The sequence below is a fragment of the Pararhodobacter sp. genome (genome assembly GCF_034676075.1).
In the GTDB taxonomy this organism is placed as follows: Bacteria; Pseudomonadota; Alphaproteobacteria; order Rhodobacterales; family Rhodobacteraceae; genus Pararhodobacter.
On the sequence record NZ_JAUCCQ010000019.1, the window covers coordinates 29,734 to 45,564 of the forward strand.

Here is a 15,831-nt window from a genome sequence, read left to right on the forward strand (position 1 = left end):
GCGGGGGGCCGGGGGGCTGGCCCCCCGGCCCCGCTCACTCCCGCTTTGCCGTTTCCGCCTTCCGCGCTGCCTCGGCCTTGCCGGCCAGTCCCTCCAGCACCGCCGCCCGGCCGAAGGCCTTGGCCGCGGCCGGTTTCTGCCGCATCCAGTCGACGGTCACCATGGCCAGCTGCTGGTTCAGCCGCCGGCTCTGCGCCTCGGACCAGCGGCGATGGGCGAGCCGGGCGCCGACCAGCGCCGGGTCGCTGACCGCTTCGCCCGGATCGAGCGGCGCCTCGACCGCCTTCAGCGCCTGCAGCGCGCCCTGCAACCGGGCGCGGGATTGCGCCACGGCGGCCAGTTTCGCCAGCTCCGCCTCGCGCTTCAGCGCCGCGAGGGCCGCGAGCCGCGCCAGAGCCTCGGCCCGCTTGCGGTCCATCAGCGCCGCCCCTGCTGGCGGGCGCGCAGCCGCATCGCCTCGGCGAAGCGGATGGCGGCGGCGACGGCGGCGTAATGCTCGGGTGCGATCTCGGCGCCCAGCTTGACCGAGGCATAGAGGGCCCGCGCCGTCGGCGGGTCCGAATGGATCGGCACGCCCGCTTCCGCGGCCGCCTCGCGGATCCGCGCCGCCACCTCGTCCACGCCCTTGGCCACGCAGACCGGCGCCCCCTCGGCCCCCGGCGCCCATTTCAGCGCCACGGCGTAATGGGTGGGGTTCACGATCACCACCGCCGCTTTCGGCACATCGGCCATCATCTGGCTGGTGGCATAGGCCTGGGCGCGCTGGCGCCGGGCGCTCTTCATATGCGGATCGCCCTCGGATTGCTTGTGATCCTCGCGCAATTCCTGATGGCTCATCCGCTGGCGCCGCCGGTGGTCGAAGACCTGCCAGAGGTAGTCGAGCCCCCCCAGCACCAGCATGATCAGCACGACGATGGCCATGAATTCGACCGTCAGATGTAACAGCGCCAGCGTCGCCTGGCCGGGGCTCTGGCCGATCGTGTCCATGAGTTCGGGCAGGCGCGACAGCAGATAGACCCAGAGCAGCCCGGCATAGAGCGTGAGTTTCAGCGCCGACTTGCCGAATTCGACCAGACCCGAGAGGCCGAACTTGTTCCTGGCGTTCGAGATGGGCGAGAGGCGCGAGAGTTTGGGTGACAGTTTCTCGGGCGCGAAGACGATGCCGCGCAGCGCGATCAGCACCGTCAGCGCCAGCAGGCCGGGGATGGCCAGCGCCGGGGCTATGGCGAGCACCACGCCCTGCAACAGCGCCCCGGTCATCGCCGTGCCGCCGCCCAGCATCTCGGGCCCCAGATCCTCGGCCCGGTCGAGCAGCGTCCGGCCCAATTCGCCCAGCCGGGGCGGCACCCAGCCGCCGGGGAGGAGGGCCAGCACCAGAAACCCCGCCGTCGCCGCCGCCGCCGTGACATCGGCACTGCGCGGCAGGTCGCCCTTCTTGCGCGCCTCGTCCAGCTTGCGCGGTGTCGCCTCGTGCGGGCGGTCGGCGCCGTCGTCCTGGCCCTGCGCGCTCATGGCGCGACCGGGTTGTCGAGGATTGACAGGAAGGCGGGCGCCCAGATCGCCAGCATCACTGGCGCCGAGAGCATCAGCAGCACGAGCCCGCCCAGCGTCAGGGCCGGGGCGCCGACGAAGGCCACCATCAGTTGCGGCATGGCCCGGTTGATCGCGCCGAGCGCCAGATTATAGAGCCCGGCGCCGATGACGAAGGGCGCGGCCAGCGAGAAGCTGAGCGCGAAGGCATGGGCGACGCGCGCCACCCCCCATTGCGCGACACCCTCGGGCGAGGGCCAGATCCCGGCCGGGAACAGGTCGTAGGACAGGACCAGGAGTTGCGCCAGACGCTCCGGGATGCCGCTCATCGCCGCGACGCAGAGCCCCCCCATGACCAGCAGCTGCGCCATCGCCGGTTGCGGATCGACGCCCGCGCCGCCGAAGGCCTGCGCCAGCGAGGTCGCCTGCGCCGCCTTGGTCCCGGCCATCATCAGCGCCAGGATCATCAGCCTGAGGCTGAGGCCCAGGATCAGCCCGATCAGGGTTTCGCCGCCGACGAACAGCACCAGCCCGATGGGGTTGGGGTCGGGCAGGGGGATCCGGGGGGCGACCGCCGGGGCCACGACCAGCGTCATGGCCAGCGCCGCCACCAGCCGGATGCGGGCGGGCACGCTGCGCTCGCCCAGCACCGGGACCAGCGCGAAGACCGGGCCGATCCGGGCGAAGACCAGCCCGCCGCCCGCCATCCAGGCCTGCACCTGGGCGGCCAGCGCGGTCAGCGCGGCGATCATCTCGGGCGTCATGCGGCGATCTGGCCGACGAGGGCGGGGCGGGCCTCCATGCCGATCTCCTCGAAGGACAGGACCGGCGCGGACACGTCGCGCGCCGCCATCACCGTCCTGAGAAACCGCCGTCGCCGGGCGGGCGAGACCAATGCGGCTTGCGTCCCGTGTTCGGACAGCGACAAAAAGGTCTGGGCCAAGGCATTGGCCAGCTTGCCGAAATCGGCGGGCGGCAGGGCGATGTCGGTGCCGCCCCTCTCGCCCTCGATCTGGTAGCGGGTGAAGACGTCTTCCCATTCGGGGGCCAGCTGCACCAAGGGCAGCGTCCCGTCCTGGCGCTTCAGCCCGGCGACCAGCTGGAAGCCCATCCGCTGGCGCACGTGTTCGCAGATCGCCTCGGGCGTGAAATGCTGCACGCGCAGTTCGGCGATGGCTTCCAGGATCATCGGCAGGTTGCGGATCGAGACCCTTTCGTCCAGCAGAAGTCGCAGCACGGCGAGCAGCGTGTCGACCGGCACCTTGTCGGGGATCAGTTCGTCGATCAGGCGGCGGTTGGCCTCGGCCCGGCGGCTGTCCGAGAGGTTGGTCATCTCGTCCAGCATCCGGCGCAGGCCGCGCAGCGTCAGCAGGCGGGCAAAATTGACCTTCAGCACCTCCAGCAGATGGGTGGCCAGAACCTCGGCCGGGCCGACGACGGTCAACCCGCCCAGCGCTGCCTCCTCCTCGTCCTCGGGGGCGATCCAGCGGGCGGGGGCGGCATAGACCGGCTCCTTCACGTCGATGCCCGAGGGGGCGCCGGCGCTGGCACCGTCGGGCAGCAGCGCCAGGCGCCGGTCGGGGCGCAGCCGGTCGCGGCCCTGTTCGACGCCCTGGATGAGGATCGCGTATTCGCCGGGGTTCAGCGCCGGATCGTCGGTCAGCCGGATCTCGGGCAGGATCAGGCCCCAGTTGCGGGCGACGTGGTTGCGCATGTTCATGATCCGCGCATCGAGCCCTGTGGCGGGGTCCAGCACCATCGGCACCAGATCGGGGGCGAAGGTCACATGCACCTCATCAAGGTCGAGGACATCGCCCAGCGAGGTGGGCCGCACCGCCTCGGGCTGCGGCGCGGCGGCCTTGTCGCGGGCCTTCGCGGCCCTCAGCGCGAGCCAGGCGGCGGCGGCCAGCAGGCAGGCCCCGGCGACGAAGGGCAGGAAGGGCAGGCCCGGCACCAGCGCGAAGACCAGCATCAGCGCCGCGACCGTGGCCAGCGCCGCCGGATAGCGGCCAAGCTGTGCCATCAGCGCGCTGTCGGTCGCGCCATTGGCCCCGCCACGCGCCAGCAGCAGCGCCGCGGCGATGGAGATGATGACGGCGGGGATCTGGCTGACCAGGCCGTCACCCACCGTGAGGATCGCATAGGTCTCGAACGCCTCGCCCAGGGAGAGGCCGTGGACCAGCGTCCCCATCAGCAGGCCGACGACGATGTTCAGAAGCGTGATCAGCAGCCCCGCCACCGCGTCGCCCTTGACGAATTTCGACGCGCCGTCGAGCGAGCCGAAGAAGGTGGTTTCCGCCTGTTCGCGCTCGCGCCGGGCCTTGGCTTCGGCGTGGCTGATCGCGCCTGCGGACATGTCGGCGTCGATGGCCATCTGCTTGCCGGGCATGCCGTCGAGGGCGAAGCGCGCGCCCACTTCGGCCATGCGGCCCGCGCCCTTGGTGATGACGATGAAATTGACGATCAGCAGGACGCAGAAGACCACGACGCCCAGAAACACGCTGCCGCCCATGATGAAGCTGGCGAAGCCCTGGATGACCGAGCCCGCCGCCTGCGGCCCGGTATGCCCCTCGCCGATGATCAGCCGGGTGGACGAGACGTTGAGCGAGAGCCGCAGCATCAGCGACGCCAGCAGCACGGTGGGGAAGATCGAGAAATCGAGCGGCCGCTCGATGAAAAGCGTGATGGTGAACATCAGGATCGCCAGCGCGAAGGAACCGGCCAGGCCGATGTCCAGCATCCAGGACGGCATCGGCAGGATCATCATGACGATGACCGCCATCAGGGCCATGGCCAGCAGGACGGTCGGCTGGAAGATGCGGGCGGCAGTCAGTTTCACGGCAGGGCCTCGAACAGCGGGCGGGAGGAGGGCAGGCCGAGCGGCACCAGCGAGGCACCGGCGGGGGTTCCGGCCAGAAGCGGGAAGGTATTGACCCGCTCGGCCCGTGGGGCGGCGATCAGCGGCGGTGTGGGGTCGAGCCCGGCGCGCAGGCTGCGGAAGCGGGCGCGATAACGCTCGGCATGGGTGGGGTTGCGCGAGTGATAGGCGCCCGCCGCCCCCTCCCACGAGCCGAATTCCTCGTGCAGGGAGGCCAGGAGGCGCGCGGCATAGCGGGCGGCGGTCAGGGGGTCGAGCAGATCCTCGGGCTGGCGGAACTGCTGCCCGTGCCAATGCCAGTTAATCTGGAAACAGCCGAGGTCGAACAGATCCTGCCCCCGGGCCAGCAGCGCGCGGGCAAAGCGCGCGGCCTCCTCCCGCGTGGCGAACCAATGGCCGCGGCCTTCGGCATTGGCGGTCCAGGGCCAGGGGCGGGTGCTGCCCTGCTGGCTGCGCCCCGTCTCGGTCAGGGCGATGGCCAGCAGCACATCAAGCGGCACGCCGGTTTCCCGCGCGGCCGTGACAGCGGCGGATTCGCAGAGTTCCGGCCGTGCCGAAGCGGGCGCGGCGAGCAGCGCGAGACCCAGAAAGGCCAGGGGCAGGAGGGGGCGGGACATCTTCATCGCGGGCAGCCGGTTCCACCGGAAAGGAGAGCCGAGCCTAGCGCGCACAAGGTTGATGAACCGTTGACGCTACCTGCGCCCCGAGGCCCGCGCCGGTAGCGCCCCCATGCGTCGAAACCTCAACAAAAGCGCGATTTCCGGCCCTTCAAGCGTCTTGCGCGATGGCATGGAATCAGGCATGAAAAACAACGCGACGTTATCTCTATCGACCTGTTCGGCCCGCAAAGGCACTCTGCGCTCGATCCCGATTTGACTGAGCCAGGCTGCCGCATAGTGTGGGCAGCGCCACGACAGGAGTGTTCACGATGGCTACCGGCACCGTGAAATGGTTCAACGCCACCAAGGGCTATGGCTTCATCCAGCCCGATGGCGGTTCCAAGGACGTTTTCGTTCACATCAGCGCCGTCGAGCGTTCGGGCCTGCAGAGCCTGAAGGACGGCCAGAAGGTTACCTTCGACCTGCAGACCAGCCGCGACGGCCGTGAATCGGCCTCGAATCTCGTTCTGGCCTGAGGCGATTTGCCACAGTGAAATTCTGACGGGCGACCCAGGGGTCGCCCGTTTTCGTTGCGGCGGTCGAATCCGGCATTTCCGCGTCCGGTTTCGCTTGACTTCACGGCGTCATTTTCAATTTTAGGGCCGCGGGCCGTGAGGCCCGTTTCGCACACCGGCCCTTCCGTCCGATCCCGGGCGGGCCGCCCTCGGACAAAGGAACCGACATGTCCCTTGCCCTGATCGCGGCGCTGCCCTTCCTTGGCGCGCTTCTGCCCGGCCTCCTGATCCGCTCGGGTCGCAACACCTGCGCCAGCGTGACCTTCGCCACCACCGGCCTCGCCTTCATCGGCCTCATGCTGCACGCCCCCGCCGTCATCGGCGCCGGAGGGGTGGTGACTGAAGGCTATGAATGGCTGCCGCAACTCGGCCTTAACGTGAATTTCATGCTCGACGGGCTGGGGTTCCTGTTCGCGACGATGATCCTGGGCATCGGCCTGCTGATCATCCTCTACGCGCGGTTCTACCTGTCGAAGAATGACCCGATGGGCAATTTCTACACCTATCTGCTCTTGTTCCAGGGCGCGATGGTGGGGATTGTCCTGTCGGATAACATCTTGCTTTTGCTCATTTTCTGGGAGCTGACCTCGCTCTCCTCCTTCCTGCTGATCGGCTATTGGAAGCACCTGCCCGAGGGCCGTCAGGGCGCTCGCATGGCGCTGGCGGTGACCGGCATGGGGGGCCTGGCGATGATCGGCGGCATGCTGATCCTGGGCCAGATCGCGGGCAGCTACGACCTGAGCGTGATCCTCGAGCAGAAGGATCTGATCCAGTCCTCAGAGTATTACCTGCCGGCGCTCTTGCTGATCTTGCTGGGCGCCTTCACCAAATCGGCGCAATTCCCGTTCCACTTCTGGCTGCCGCACGCCATGGCCGCGCCGACCCCGGTCTCGGCCTATCTGCATTCGGCGACCATGGTGAAGGCGGGGCTCTTCCTGATGGCGCGGCTCTGGCCGGTGCTGTCGGGCACGCCGGAATGGTTCTGGATCGTCGGCGGGGCAGGGCTGATCACCATGGTGCTGGGCGCTGTGATCGCGCTCTTCAAGGACGATCTGAAGGCGCTGCTGGCCTTCTCGACCGTGTCGCATCTGGGCCTGATCACCATGCTGCTGGGCCTCGGCACCGAGTATGCCGCCGCCGCCGCCGTCTTCCACATCATCAACCACGCCACCTTCAAGGCCGCGCTCTTCATGACCGCGGGGATTGTCGATCACGAGGCGCATACCCGCAACATCCGCCTCTTGGGCGGGTTGCGCAAACTGATGCCCGTCACCTTCACCATCGGCACGATCGCCGCGCTGTCGATGGCCGGAATCCCGTTCTTCAACGGCTTCCTGTCGAAAGAGATGATGCTGGAGGCCACGCATGACGCGGGCACCTGGTTCGGCGTCGTCGCCACGATTGGCGCCATCTTCTCGGTCGCCTATTCCTTCCGCTTCATCTTCCACACCTTCATGGGGCCGGTGAGGGACGATTACCCCCACCACCCGCATGACCCGGGCTTCGGCATGTGGATCTCGCCCGCCTTCCTCTGCGTGCTGGTGCTGGCGATCGGCCTCTTCCCCGACCAGACGGTGGGTCATTTCGTCGATACCGTGGCCAGCGCCGTGACCGGGACCGAGGTCCATGTCCATCTGGCGCTCTGGCACGGGGTCACGCCCGCGCTGATCATGTCGGGCATCGCCGTGGCGGTGGGCATCGTGCTGCTGTCGTTCCAGCGCGGGCTCGCGCCGCTCTGGGATCGCGCGCCGCGGCCCGAGGCGAAGGCGATCTTCGACGCCATCGTCAACAACGCGGCCAAGGGCGCCATCAGCCTGACCGATGCGCTGCATGACGGGGCCATCTCGCGCTATCTCGGCATCCTGACGGCGGTGATCGTCGCCTATGCGGGCTGGGCCTTCTGGGGCGGCGAATTCACCCCCGGCGCGCGCGCCATGCTGCCGATCGGCCCGGTAGAGCTGGTGTTCTTCGCCATCCTGATGGTCGCGGTCGCCGGGGTGACCCTGCTGCACCGGATGCGCTTCCTGTCGCTGATCGTCATCTCGATCTGCGGGCTCGTGGTGTCGATGACCTTCGTGCAATTCTCGGCCCCCGATCTGGCCCTGACCCAGCTCACGGTCGAGGTGGTGACGGTCATCCTGCTGCTGCTGGCGCTGAACTACCTGCCGAAGGAGACCCCGGCCGAATCCCGTCCGGCGCGTCGCTTCCGGGACGGGGTGATCGCGCTCGCCGCCGGTGGCGGGGTGGGGGCGCTGGCCTTCGCCATCCTGACCCGCGACATGTCGCTGCCGACGATCTCCGATTACCACGTCGCCAATTCCTATACCGGCGGCGGCGGCAACAACGTGGTCAATGTGATCCTCGTCGACTTCCGCGGTTTCGATACCATGGGCGAGATCGCCGTTCTGGGCATCGCTGGCCTCGTGATCTACGCGCTGGTCGAGGTGATGCTGCACGGCCCCGCCTCGCGCCGGTTGCAGAACTGGGTGCCCGAGATGGCGCAGGCCCGCGACCGCCACCCGCTGATGATGGTCGTGGCCACGCGTCTGGCGCTGCCCATCGCCCTGACGGTCGGTGTCTATATCTTCCTGCGCGGCCATAACGAGCCGGGCGGGGGCTTCATCGCCGGTCTGGTCGTCGCCATCGCGCTCCTCATGCAATACATGGCCTCGGGCTTTGCCTGGAGCCAGGCGCGGCAGAAGGTGGCCTATCACGGGCTGATCTCGGCGGGCGTGCTGATCGCCGTCTTCACCGGCATCGCCAGCGTCATCCTGGGGTGGAACTTCCTCACCTCGACCAGCGAATACGTGCAGATCTGGCCGCTGGACCGCATCCACCTGGCCAGCGCCGCCTCGTTCGATCTGGGCGTGTTCCTGACCGTGGTCGGCGCGGTGATGCTGGCGCTGGCCAGCCTCAGCCGGATCGGCGTGCGGGCGGGCGAGGGGATCAACCTGACGCCCATGGACGTGGACCCGCAGGCCGAGCGCCAGCCCATCAATCCGGAGGAGACCTGACATGGAAGCGCTTGTCGCCATCGCCATCGGCGCGATGACCGCATCCGGGGTCTATCTGATGCTGCGCCTTCGGACCTTCCCGGTCGTCCTCGGCCTGTCGATGCTCACCTATGCGGTGAACGTCTTCATCTTCGCCTCGGGTCGCCTCGTGGCGGGCGCGCCGCCGATCCTCGGCGCGGCGCCCACCATGACCGACCCGCTGCCGCAGGCTCTGGTGCTGACCGCCATCGTCATCTCGTTCGGGATGACGGCGCTGACGGTCATTCTGGCGCTGGGGTCCTACCTCAACGCGGGCACCGACCAGATCGACATCGAGCGGCCGGGCGAGCAGCCCGACGCCGACAACTGAGGCCCTGATCATGCAACACTGGATCATCGCCCCGATCATCCTGCCCGCTCTGATGGGCCCCTTCATCACCCTGGCCATGCGCCATGACGTGACGCTGCAACGCGTGGCCTCGCTGGTCTCGGCCGTGCTCCTGGTCGGGCTGACCGGCGCGCTGCTGGTTTCGGCCGCGGGCGGCAATATCGAAAGCTACGAGCTGGGCTCCTGGCCCGCGCCCTTCGGCATCGTGCTGGTGCTGGACCGGCTGAGCGCGCTGATGGTCACGCTGACCGCCGTGCTGGGCCTTGTCGTGCTGGCCTATGCCATCGCCACCAACTGGGACCAGCGGGGGCGCAATTTCCACGCGCTCTACCAGTTCCAGCTGATGGGCCTGTTCGGCGCCATGCTGACCGGGGATATCTTCAACCTCTTCGTGTTCTTCGAGATCCTGCTCATCGCCTCCTACGGTCTGATGACCCACGGCGGCGGGCGGATGCGGCTGCGGGGCGGCGTGCAATACGTCATCTACAACCTGGCCGGCTCGACGCTGTTCCTCTTCGCGCTGGGCACGCTTTATGCGGTCTTCGGCACGCTCAACATGGCGGATCTGGCCGAGCGCGCGGCGGAACTGCCCGCGGGCGACGGGGCGCTGCTGCGCGTCACCGCGGTGCTGCTGCTCTTGGTCTTCGTGCTGAAGGGCGCGCTGCTGCCGATGCATTTCTGGCTGCCCAACACCTATGCGCTGGCGCCTGCGCCGGTTGCCGCGCTGTTCGCGGTGATGACCAAGGTCGGCGCCTATTCCGTGATCCGCGTCTTCACCCTGATCTTCCCGGTGACACTGGCGCCGATGGGGGGGCTCGTGGCCGATGTCGTGGTGCCCGCGGCGCTGGTCACGCTGGCCATCGGCATGATCGGTGTTCTGGGCGGCGGTACGCTGGCCCGCACGGTGTCCTTCGCTGCCATCGGCTCGATGGGGACGCTGTTCCTGGCCATCGGCACCTTCAGTGAACTGGCCACCGGCGCGGCGCTCTATTACCTGATCCATTCGACGCTGGCGACGGCGGCGCTGTTCCTGGTCGTCGATCAGGTCCGCGCGCGGCGGGGCAATTCGGCGCTGGTGCCGCAGGCGCCGCTGGTCCGCTCGGGCCTCGTCGCCGCCTTCTTCTTCGCCGCGGCCATCGCCATGGCGGGGATGCCGCCGCTGTCGGGCTTCCTCGGCAAGCTGATGGTGCTGGAGGCGATCCGCGCGGCCGATTGGTGGGTCTGGGGCTGGGCCTTCATCCTGGTCACCTCGCTCATCGCCGTGGTGGGCTTTGCCCGGGCCGGTTCGGTCCTCTTCTGGCGGCCGCATGACAAGATGACGCCCGCCGCCGGCGACGAGTTCCAGATCGCCCCCGGCAGCCTCTCGGGCTGGGGGATGGCGGCGCTGGGCACGCTCTTGGCGCTGATCGCGGCGCTCACGGTCGCCGCGGGGCCGGTCACTGGCTATACCCAGGCCACCGCAGCGCAGCTCTACGCGCCGCAGGGCTATATCTACGCCGTGCTCGGCACGCCCGAGGAACGCGCCGCGCGCCTCGCGGCCGAGGAAGAACGCGCCGACGACCTGCACGGCGCCGATCACGGGGCCCCCGCACACAGCGACGCCCCCGCCACTTCGGAGGGACACTGATATGCTGTCGCGCTTTCTGCCCCATCCGCTTCTGTCGCTGACGCTGGTGGCGACCTGGCTTCTGCTGGTCAATTCGCTGAAGCTCAATTCCATCGTCTTCGCGGTGATCCTGGGTCTGGTGATCCCGATGCTGACCCGGGCCTATTGGCCCGACATGCCGCGGCTGCGCAGCCCGCTCAGGGCCATCGAATATGCCTTCGTCGTGCTCTATGACATCGTGAAGGCCAATATCGACGTGGCGCTGATCGTGCTGTTCAAACCGGCGCGCGACATCCGCCCGGCCTGGATCTGCGTGCCGCTCGACGTCCGCTCGCCCGAGGCGATCACGGCACTGGCCAGCACCATCACCCTGACGCCGGGGACCGTGTCCTGCGACCTCTCGGCCGATGGGCGGGCCATTCTGGTCCATGCGCTGCACGCGCCCGACCCCGACGCGATCCGCGACGACATCAAATCGCGCTATGAACGCCGCCTGAAGGAGATCTTCGAATGATCACCTATGCCCTGATCTTCTGCATCGGCAGCTTCACGCTGGGCCTGCTTCTGAACCTGTGGCGCGTGGTCAGGGGGCCGCGCATCTCGGACCGGATCCTGGCGCTGGACACGATGACCATCAACGCCATCGCGCTTCTGATCCTGCTGGGCTTCGCGCTCGGTTCGCCGATCTTCTTCGAGGTGGCGATGCTCTTCGCCCTCGTGGGCTTCGTCTCCACCGTCAGCTATTGCCGCTTCCTGCTGCGCGGCGACATCATCGAGTGAGGACCCCGATCCATGCCAATCGCTGACCTGCCGCTCTGGGCCGAGATCGCCGTTACCGTCTTCCTGGTCGTGGGGGGGCTTTTCGGCCTCGTCGGCTCCTACGGGTTGCTGAAACTGCCCGACCCGATGACCCGGCTGCACGCGCCGACCAAGGCCACGACGCTGGGGGTGGGGGGCGTGCTGATCGCCTCGATGATCTACATCTTCGCGGCCGAGGGCCGGGTGTCGATGCACGAGCTGCTCATCACCCTTTTCCTGGTGATCACCTCGCCCATCACCGCCCTCTTCATCGCCAAGGTGCATATCCACATGCGCGAGAAGCCCGAGACCCTGCCCGAGCCGCGCGATGCCTCGGGCTGGGCCAGCTTCACCGCCGACGGCCCGGCGCGCGGCGTGCGGGACATGCAGCCGGTCGAGCCGGGCGCCCCGGACAAAACCGCTTGAGTCCGGCCCGCGGGCGTATCCGTGCCGGTCGCGTTGCGCTATGACGGGGGGCAGCCCCATGCTTGGGGGCTGTCTGATCTGGGATCCCCGGCGGTGTGGGAGGCGGAAGCAATCGACGGCTTGACCGAGACCGTGATGACGCGGCTCCTGGTCGAGGCGGCAGAGGCGCGCGCGGTGGCCATCGAGCTTGCCGCGCGTCTTGCCGTGGACCGTCCCGACCTTCCGGCGCTGGCGCTGGCCTTGCCCTTTAGCCTGGCCGCCGCCACCATCGAGGAAATGCTGGGCGCCGCTCCCGCCGCGCGCGTCGCCGCGCTCGACGCCTGGCGGGTGGCGGCGCTGATCGGCACCGATGTGCTGGTCCTGAAGGGGGGCGAGGGCGGCGCCAGCATCGCCGATCTGGTGTCCCTTTGGCGCCGGGGGGATGAGGTGTTCGGGGCGGTGCAGGGGTAAGCGGGCAGGGCGGGACGCGTCCGGCTCACTGGCCCGGTGTTTCCGTGCCGGGGCCGCCTCAATCCGCCCCGTGCCACGGCCCCTTGCCTGCCCGATCCGGCCCGCTAGAGTGGCGGCACAACGGGGGCAGGGAGCAGGACATGATCACCCTTTACGGCGTTCTCAGATCGCGGGCCACGCGGCCCTTCTGGCTGCTACGCGAGATGGGGGTCGAGTTCCGCCATGTGCCGGTGATCCAGGCCTATCGCCTGGCCGATCCGGGAGCGGCCGATGCGCCGTTCCACACCGCCTCGCCCGAGTTCCTGGCGCTCAACCCGGCCAGCCAGATCCCGGTCATGGTGGACGGCGATCTGGTGCTGACGGAATCCATGGCGATCCCGCTCTATCTGGCGCGCAAGTTCGGCGGCCCGCTGGCCCCCGCGACGCTGGCGGAGGAGGGCGAGGCGATGCAATGGGGCTTTGCTGCCATCACCGGGATCGAGGGCCCGGCGCTCGACATCCTCTATACCTATGCCGCCAAGGGGCAGGAGACGCCCGAGGGTCAGGCCAAGCTCGCCGAGAAGACCGCCGCGCTGGCGCGTCCCCTGGGCCGGATCGAGGCGCATCTTCAAGGGACGGACTGGCTGATGGGCGGACGCTTCACCGTCGCCGACATCCTGATGGCCGAATGCGTGCGCTACGTGCAGCCCCACGCCCCGGCGCTGGCCGCCTATCCCCGGATCCGCGACTGGATCGCCCGCTGCCATGCCCGCCCGGCCTTCCAGCAGATGATGGCCGAACGCAACGCCGAACCGGCGTGAGGGGAGGGGGCCTGCCCCCTTCCACGGCCCCTGTAGGGTGGGGTTTCAGCCCACCGCCCCGATCCCTTCCTGCGTCCCACGGGACCCCCACGCGGTCCTGAACATCCGCTGCCCGCCGGTCCCCCGGCCGCCCTGCCGTGTATTCCCGCCACGCTATCTGGCGATCCGAGCCTCGGTCACCCCCCAATCCTTGCGCCTGACCCGCCCCGGTGGTCTATTAGGGGCCAATCACGAACCCAGAGTCGCAGAGCAGCATGACCGATTTCCTCGCCGGCCAGCCCGAAACCTATGACGCCTCCTCCATCGAGGTGCTCGAAGGGCTGGAACCCGTCCGCAAACGCCCCGGCATGTATATCGGCGGCACCGACGAACGGGCGCTGCACCATCTCGTCGCCGAGATCCTCGACAACTCGATGGACGAGGCCGTCGCGGGCCATGCCAACCGCATCGAGGTCGAGATCCACGCCGATTACTCGGTCACGATCCGCGACAACGGCCGCGGCATGCCCTTCGATCCGCACCCGAAATTCCCCGGCAAATCGGCGCTGGAGGTGATCCTGTGCACCCTGCACGCGGGTGGCAAGTTCTCGGGCAAGGCCTATGAGACCTCGGGCGGTCTGCACGGGGTCGGCGCCTCGGTGGTGAACGCGCTGAGCGACAGCATGGTCGTGCAGGTCGCCCGCGACCGCAAACTGGTCGAGCAACGCTTCTCGCGCGGCATCCCGCTGGGCCCGGTCGTGGAACTCGGCGCCGCCCCCAACCGGCGCGGCACGACGACCACCTTCCACGCCGACGAACAGATCTTCGGCAGCCACCGCTTCCGCCCGGCGCGGGTCTTCAAGATGGTGCGCTCGAAGGCCTATCTCTTCTCGGGGGTCGAGATCCGCTGGAAATCGGCGATCCCCGACGGCGACACCCCGCAGGAGGCCGTGTTCCACTTCCCCGGCGGCCTGGCCGATTACCTGAACGAACAGCTGGGCAAGGATTCCACCTATGCCGACAAGCCCTTCGCCGGAAAGGTCCATTTCCAGGAGAAGTTCGGCGTCCCCGGCTCGGTCGAATGGGCGATCAACTGGACGCCGATGCGCGACGGTTTCGTGCAGAGCTATTGCAACACGGTGCCCACGCCCGAGGGCGGCACGCATGAGGCAGGCTTCTGGGCGGCGATCCTCAAGGGCATCCGCGCCTATGGCGAGCTGACCAAGAACCGCAAGGCCGAGCAGATCACCCGCGACGACATGCTGACGGGGGGCTGCGCGCTGGTCTCGTGCTTCATCCGCGAGCCGGAATTCGTCGGCCAGACCAAGGACCGGCTGGCCACGACCGAAGCCGCGCGGCTGGTCGAGGGCGCAGTGCGCGACCATTTCGACAACTGGCTGGCGGGCGACCCCAAGGCCGCGGGCGCGATCCTCGATTTCCTGGTGCTCAGGGCCGAGGAACGCCTGCGCCGCCGCCAGGAGAAAGAGACCCAGCGCAAGACCGCCACCAAGAAGCTGCGCCTGCCCGGCAAGCTCGTCGATTGTTCGGCCACCAACCGCGAGGGGACGGAGCTGTTCATCGTCGAGGGTGACTCGGCCGGCGGCTCGGCCAAGATGGCCCGCGACCGGCGCACCCAGGCCCTGCTGCCCCTGCGCGGCAAGATCCTGAACGTGCTGGGCGCGGCCTCGGGCAAGCTGGGCCAGAACCAGGAGATCAACGACCTCTGCCAGGCTCTGGGCGTACAGATGGGGTCGAAGTTCCGCGTCGACGACCTGCGGTACGACAAGGTCATCATCATGACCGACGCCGATGTCGACGGCGCGCATATCGCGTCCCTGCTGATGACCTTCTTCTTCACCCAGATGCGGCCGATGATCGACCACGGGCACCTCTATCTCGCCTGTCCGCCGCTCTTCCGTCTGACGCAGGGGGCGAAGCGGGTCTATTGCCTCGACGAGGCCGAGAAGGAACTGTGGCTGGCCAAGGGTCTGGGCGGCAAGGGAAAGATCGACGTGTCGCGCTTCAAGGGCCTGGGCGAGATGGACGCCAAGGATCTGAAGGAAACGACGATGGACGTGTCCTCGCGCAAGCTGATCCGGGTGTCGATCGACGAGGACATCCCGGGCGAGACGGGCGATCTGGTCGAGCGGCTGATGGGGAAAAAGCCGGAGCTGCGGTTCCAGTATATCAGCGAGAATGCGCGGTTTGTTGAGGATGTGGATGTGTGAGATCACTTCGCCATGAGAGGCGATTTCAGCGCGGCGACAACGGCTTAACTTGCAAAGCGTGTAGCATTTCGATGCTCGCATCCCGGTTGTCGTAGCAAGCCGTAGGGTGCGCATTCATTGCGCACCGACCGCAACGGTTCTTGGTGCGCAATGAATGCGCACCCTGCGCCCCCCGCCCGGAACCAAGCCGAAGGCGCCGGGCAAGCGCTGGTCGGTCCCCTCGGGCTGGCGCTTCGGCGGGGTCTACTCCCCCCGAAAAGGAGACCCCGCCTCATACACCGCCCGAATGATCCGGACAGCGCCGTGCCAAGGTCCGGCTAAGATGGGGTAGATCCCCACCCGGCGGGCGCTCGCGGATGGGGTCGATGGCCCCGGGTGAGGCGGTCCCGGAGAGCACACGAGCCCTCATTCTCAGCTTCTGTCTGCAACACTGACGTTGATGCAAGGCCACGCCTTGATGTCATCCGAAAGCTTTCTAACTCACCGCCGAAACGGCCGCAGACTTTGCGGCGCCAAGCCCCCGGGTCATAAAAGGTTGCGTCATGGGGCGTCTTCCGGCAGCCTGATCCTGTTTCGATGTG

General features: G+C 68.2%; 15 protein-coding genes. 10 read left to right on the plus strand and 5 right to left on the minus strand.

What is annotated here, in order from left to right:
* Nucleotides 1–34: 34 nt before the first annotated feature.
* The 5 genes from VDQ18_RS08540 to VDQ18_RS08560 are packed head-to-tail and all read right to left on the minus strand — an operon-like array spanning nucleotide 35 to nucleotide 5,025.
* Nucleotides 35–418 carry a hypothetical protein gene (locus VDQ18_RS08540; RefSeq protein WP_323020528.1) on the minus strand — a complete coding sequence of 128 codons (384 nt, stop codon included), beginning with the start codon at nucleotides 416–418 and terminating at the stop codon, nucleotides 35–37.
* Nucleotides 418–1,512 carry a flagellar type III secretion system protein FlhB gene (locus VDQ18_RS08545; RefSeq protein ID WP_323020529.1) on the minus strand — a complete coding sequence of 365 codons (1,095 nt, stop codon included), beginning with the start codon at nucleotides 1,510–1,512 and terminating at the stop codon, nucleotides 418–420. Before VDQ18_RS08545 ends, VDQ18_RS08540 begins: the two co-directional genes overlap by 1 nt.
* Nucleotides 1,509–2,294: a flagellar biosynthetic protein FliR gene (locus tag VDQ18_RS08550; RefSeq protein WP_416235096.1), complete on the minus strand. Its 786-nt coding sequence runs from the start codon at nucleotides 2,292–2,294 to the stop codon at nucleotides 1,509–1,511. Before VDQ18_RS08550 ends, VDQ18_RS08545 begins: the two co-directional genes overlap by 4 nt.
* On the minus strand, nucleotides 2,291–4,369 hold the full coding sequence (flhA, locus tag VDQ18_RS08555) for a flagellar biosynthesis protein FlhA (RefSeq protein ID WP_323020530.1): 2,079 nt from the start codon (nucleotides 4,367–4,369) through the stop codon (nucleotides 2,291–2,293). The genes VDQ18_RS08550 and flhA overlap by 4 nt, the downstream gene beginning before the upstream one ends.
* Nucleotides 4,366–5,025, minus strand: coding sequence for a transglycosylase SLT domain-containing protein (locus tag VDQ18_RS08560; RefSeq protein ID WP_323020531.1), 660 nt, complete (start codon nucleotides 5,023–5,025; stop codon nucleotides 4,366–4,368). The genes flhA and VDQ18_RS08560 overlap by 4 nt, the downstream gene beginning before the upstream one ends.
* Nucleotides 5,026–5,336: 311 nt before the next feature.
* Between VDQ18_RS08560 and VDQ18_RS08565 the strand changes: the two genes are divergently transcribed.
* The 10 genes from VDQ18_RS08565 (at nucleotide 5,337) to parE (ending at nucleotide 15,250) form a co-directional block, all read left to right on the plus strand.
* Nucleotides 5,337–5,543 carry a cold-shock protein gene (locus VDQ18_RS08565; RefSeq protein WP_323020532.1) on the plus strand — a complete coding sequence of 69 codons (207 nt, stop codon included), beginning with the start codon at nucleotides 5,337–5,339 and terminating at the stop codon, nucleotides 5,541–5,543.
* A gap of 206 nt (nucleotides 5,544–5,749) precedes the next feature.
* Entirely contained in the window at nucleotides 5,750–8,596 is a 2,847-nt protein-coding gene (locus VDQ18_RS08570) for a monovalent cation/H+ antiporter subunit A (protein ID WP_323020533.1), read from the plus strand.
* Between the two features lies 1 nt (nucleotide 8,597).
* Nucleotides 8,598–8,945, plus strand: a complete 348-nt coding sequence (locus tag VDQ18_RS08575) for a Na+/H+ antiporter subunit C (protein WP_107750790.1) — start codon at nucleotides 8,598–8,600, stop codon at nucleotides 8,943–8,945.
* Nucleotides 8,946–8,955: 10 nt separating this feature from the next.
* Nucleotides 8,956–10,590 carry a monovalent cation/H+ antiporter subunit D gene (locus VDQ18_RS08580; protein ID WP_323020534.1) on the plus strand — a complete coding sequence of 545 codons (1,635 nt, stop codon included), beginning with the start codon at nucleotides 8,956–8,958 and terminating at the stop codon, nucleotides 10,588–10,590.
* 1 nt (nucleotide 10,591) lies between these two features.
* Nucleotides 10,592–11,083, plus strand: coding sequence for a Na+/H+ antiporter subunit E (locus VDQ18_RS08585; RefSeq protein WP_323020535.1), 492 nt, complete (start codon nucleotides 10,592–10,594; stop codon nucleotides 11,081–11,083).
* Nucleotides 11,080–11,349 (plus strand): K+/H+ antiporter subunit F, encoded by a 270-nt coding sequence (locus tag VDQ18_RS08590; RefSeq protein ID WP_323020536.1) that lies wholly within the window; start codon nucleotides 11,080–11,082, stop codon nucleotides 11,347–11,349. Before VDQ18_RS08585 ends, VDQ18_RS08590 begins: the two co-directional genes overlap by 4 nt.
* A gap of 12 nt (nucleotides 11,350–11,361) precedes the next feature.
* Nucleotides 11,362–11,793 (plus strand): Na+/H+ antiporter subunit G, encoded by a 432-nt coding sequence (locus tag VDQ18_RS08595; protein WP_323020537.1) that lies wholly within the window; start codon nucleotides 11,362–11,364, stop codon nucleotides 11,791–11,793.
* 135 nt (nucleotides 11,794–11,928) lie between these two features.
* Nucleotides 11,929–12,243, plus strand: coding sequence for a hypothetical protein (locus VDQ18_RS08600; protein ID WP_323020538.1), 315 nt, complete (start codon nucleotides 11,929–11,931; stop codon nucleotides 12,241–12,243).
* 140 nt (nucleotides 12,244–12,383) lie between these two features.
* On the plus strand, nucleotides 12,384–13,043 hold the full coding sequence (locus tag VDQ18_RS08605; RefSeq protein ID WP_323020539.1) for a glutathione S-transferase family protein: 660 nt from the start codon (nucleotides 12,384–12,386) through the stop codon (nucleotides 13,041–13,043).
* Between the two features lie 254 nt (nucleotides 13,044–13,297).
* A complete protein-coding gene (parE, locus tag VDQ18_RS08610; RefSeq protein ID WP_323020540.1) occupies nucleotides 13,298–15,250 on the plus strand; it encodes a DNA topoisomerase IV subunit B in 1,953 nt (650 codons plus the stop codon).
* Nucleotides 15,251–15,831: the final 581 nt, after the last annotated feature.

What these genes read in the sequence shown, in the direction of transcription:
- VDQ18_RS08540 (WP_323020528.1), bottom strand. Translation starts at nt 418, where the DNA reads ATGGACCGCAAGCGGGCCGAGGCTCTGGCGCGGCTCGCGGCCCTCGCG.
- VDQ18_RS08545 (WP_323020529.1), bottom strand. Translation starts at nt 1,512, where the DNA reads ATGAGCGCGCAGGGCCAGGACGACGGCGCCGACCGCCCGCACGAGGCG.
- VDQ18_RS08550 (WP_416235096.1), bottom strand. Translation starts at nt 2,294, where the DNA reads ATGACGCCCGAGATGATCGCCGCGCTGACCGCGCTGGCCGCCCAGGTG.
- VDQ18_RS08560 (WP_323020531.1), bottom strand. Translation starts at nt 5,025, where the DNA reads ATGTCCCGCCCCCTCCTGCCCCTGGCCTTTCTGGGTCTCGCGCTGCTC.
- VDQ18_RS08565 (WP_323020532.1), top strand. Translation starts at nt 5,337, where the DNA reads ATGGCTACCGGCACCGTGAAATGGTTCAACGCCACCAAGGGCTATGGC.
- VDQ18_RS08570 (WP_323020533.1), top strand. Translation starts at nt 5,750, where the DNA reads ATGTCCCTTGCCCTGATCGCGGCGCTGCCCTTCCTTGGCGCGCTTCTG.
- VDQ18_RS08575 (WP_107750790.1), top strand. Translation starts at nt 8,598, where the DNA reads ATGGAAGCGCTTGTCGCCATCGCCATCGGCGCGATGACCGCATCCGGG.
- VDQ18_RS08580 (WP_323020534.1), top strand. Translation starts at nt 8,956, where the DNA reads ATGCAACACTGGATCATCGCCCCGATCATCCTGCCCGCTCTGATGGGC.
- VDQ18_RS08585 (WP_323020535.1), top strand. Translation starts at nt 10,592, where the DNA reads ATGCTGTCGCGCTTTCTGCCCCATCCGCTTCTGTCGCTGACGCTGGTG.
- VDQ18_RS08590 (WP_323020536.1), top strand. Translation starts at nt 11,080, where the DNA reads ATGATCACCTATGCCCTGATCTTCTGCATCGGCAGCTTCACGCTGGGC.
- VDQ18_RS08595 (WP_323020537.1), top strand. Translation starts at nt 11,362, where the DNA reads ATGCCAATCGCTGACCTGCCGCTCTGGGCCGAGATCGCCGTTACCGTC.
- VDQ18_RS08600 (WP_323020538.1), top strand. Translation starts at nt 11,929, where the DNA reads ATGACGCGGCTCCTGGTCGAGGCGGCAGAGGCGCGCGCGGTGGCCATC.
- VDQ18_RS08605 (WP_323020539.1), top strand. Translation starts at nt 12,384, where the DNA reads ATGATCACCCTTTACGGCGTTCTCAGATCGCGGGCCACGCGGCCCTTC.
- parE (WP_323020540.1), top strand. Translation starts at nt 13,298, where the DNA reads ATGACCGATTTCCTCGCCGGCCAGCCCGAAACCTATGACGCCTCCTCC.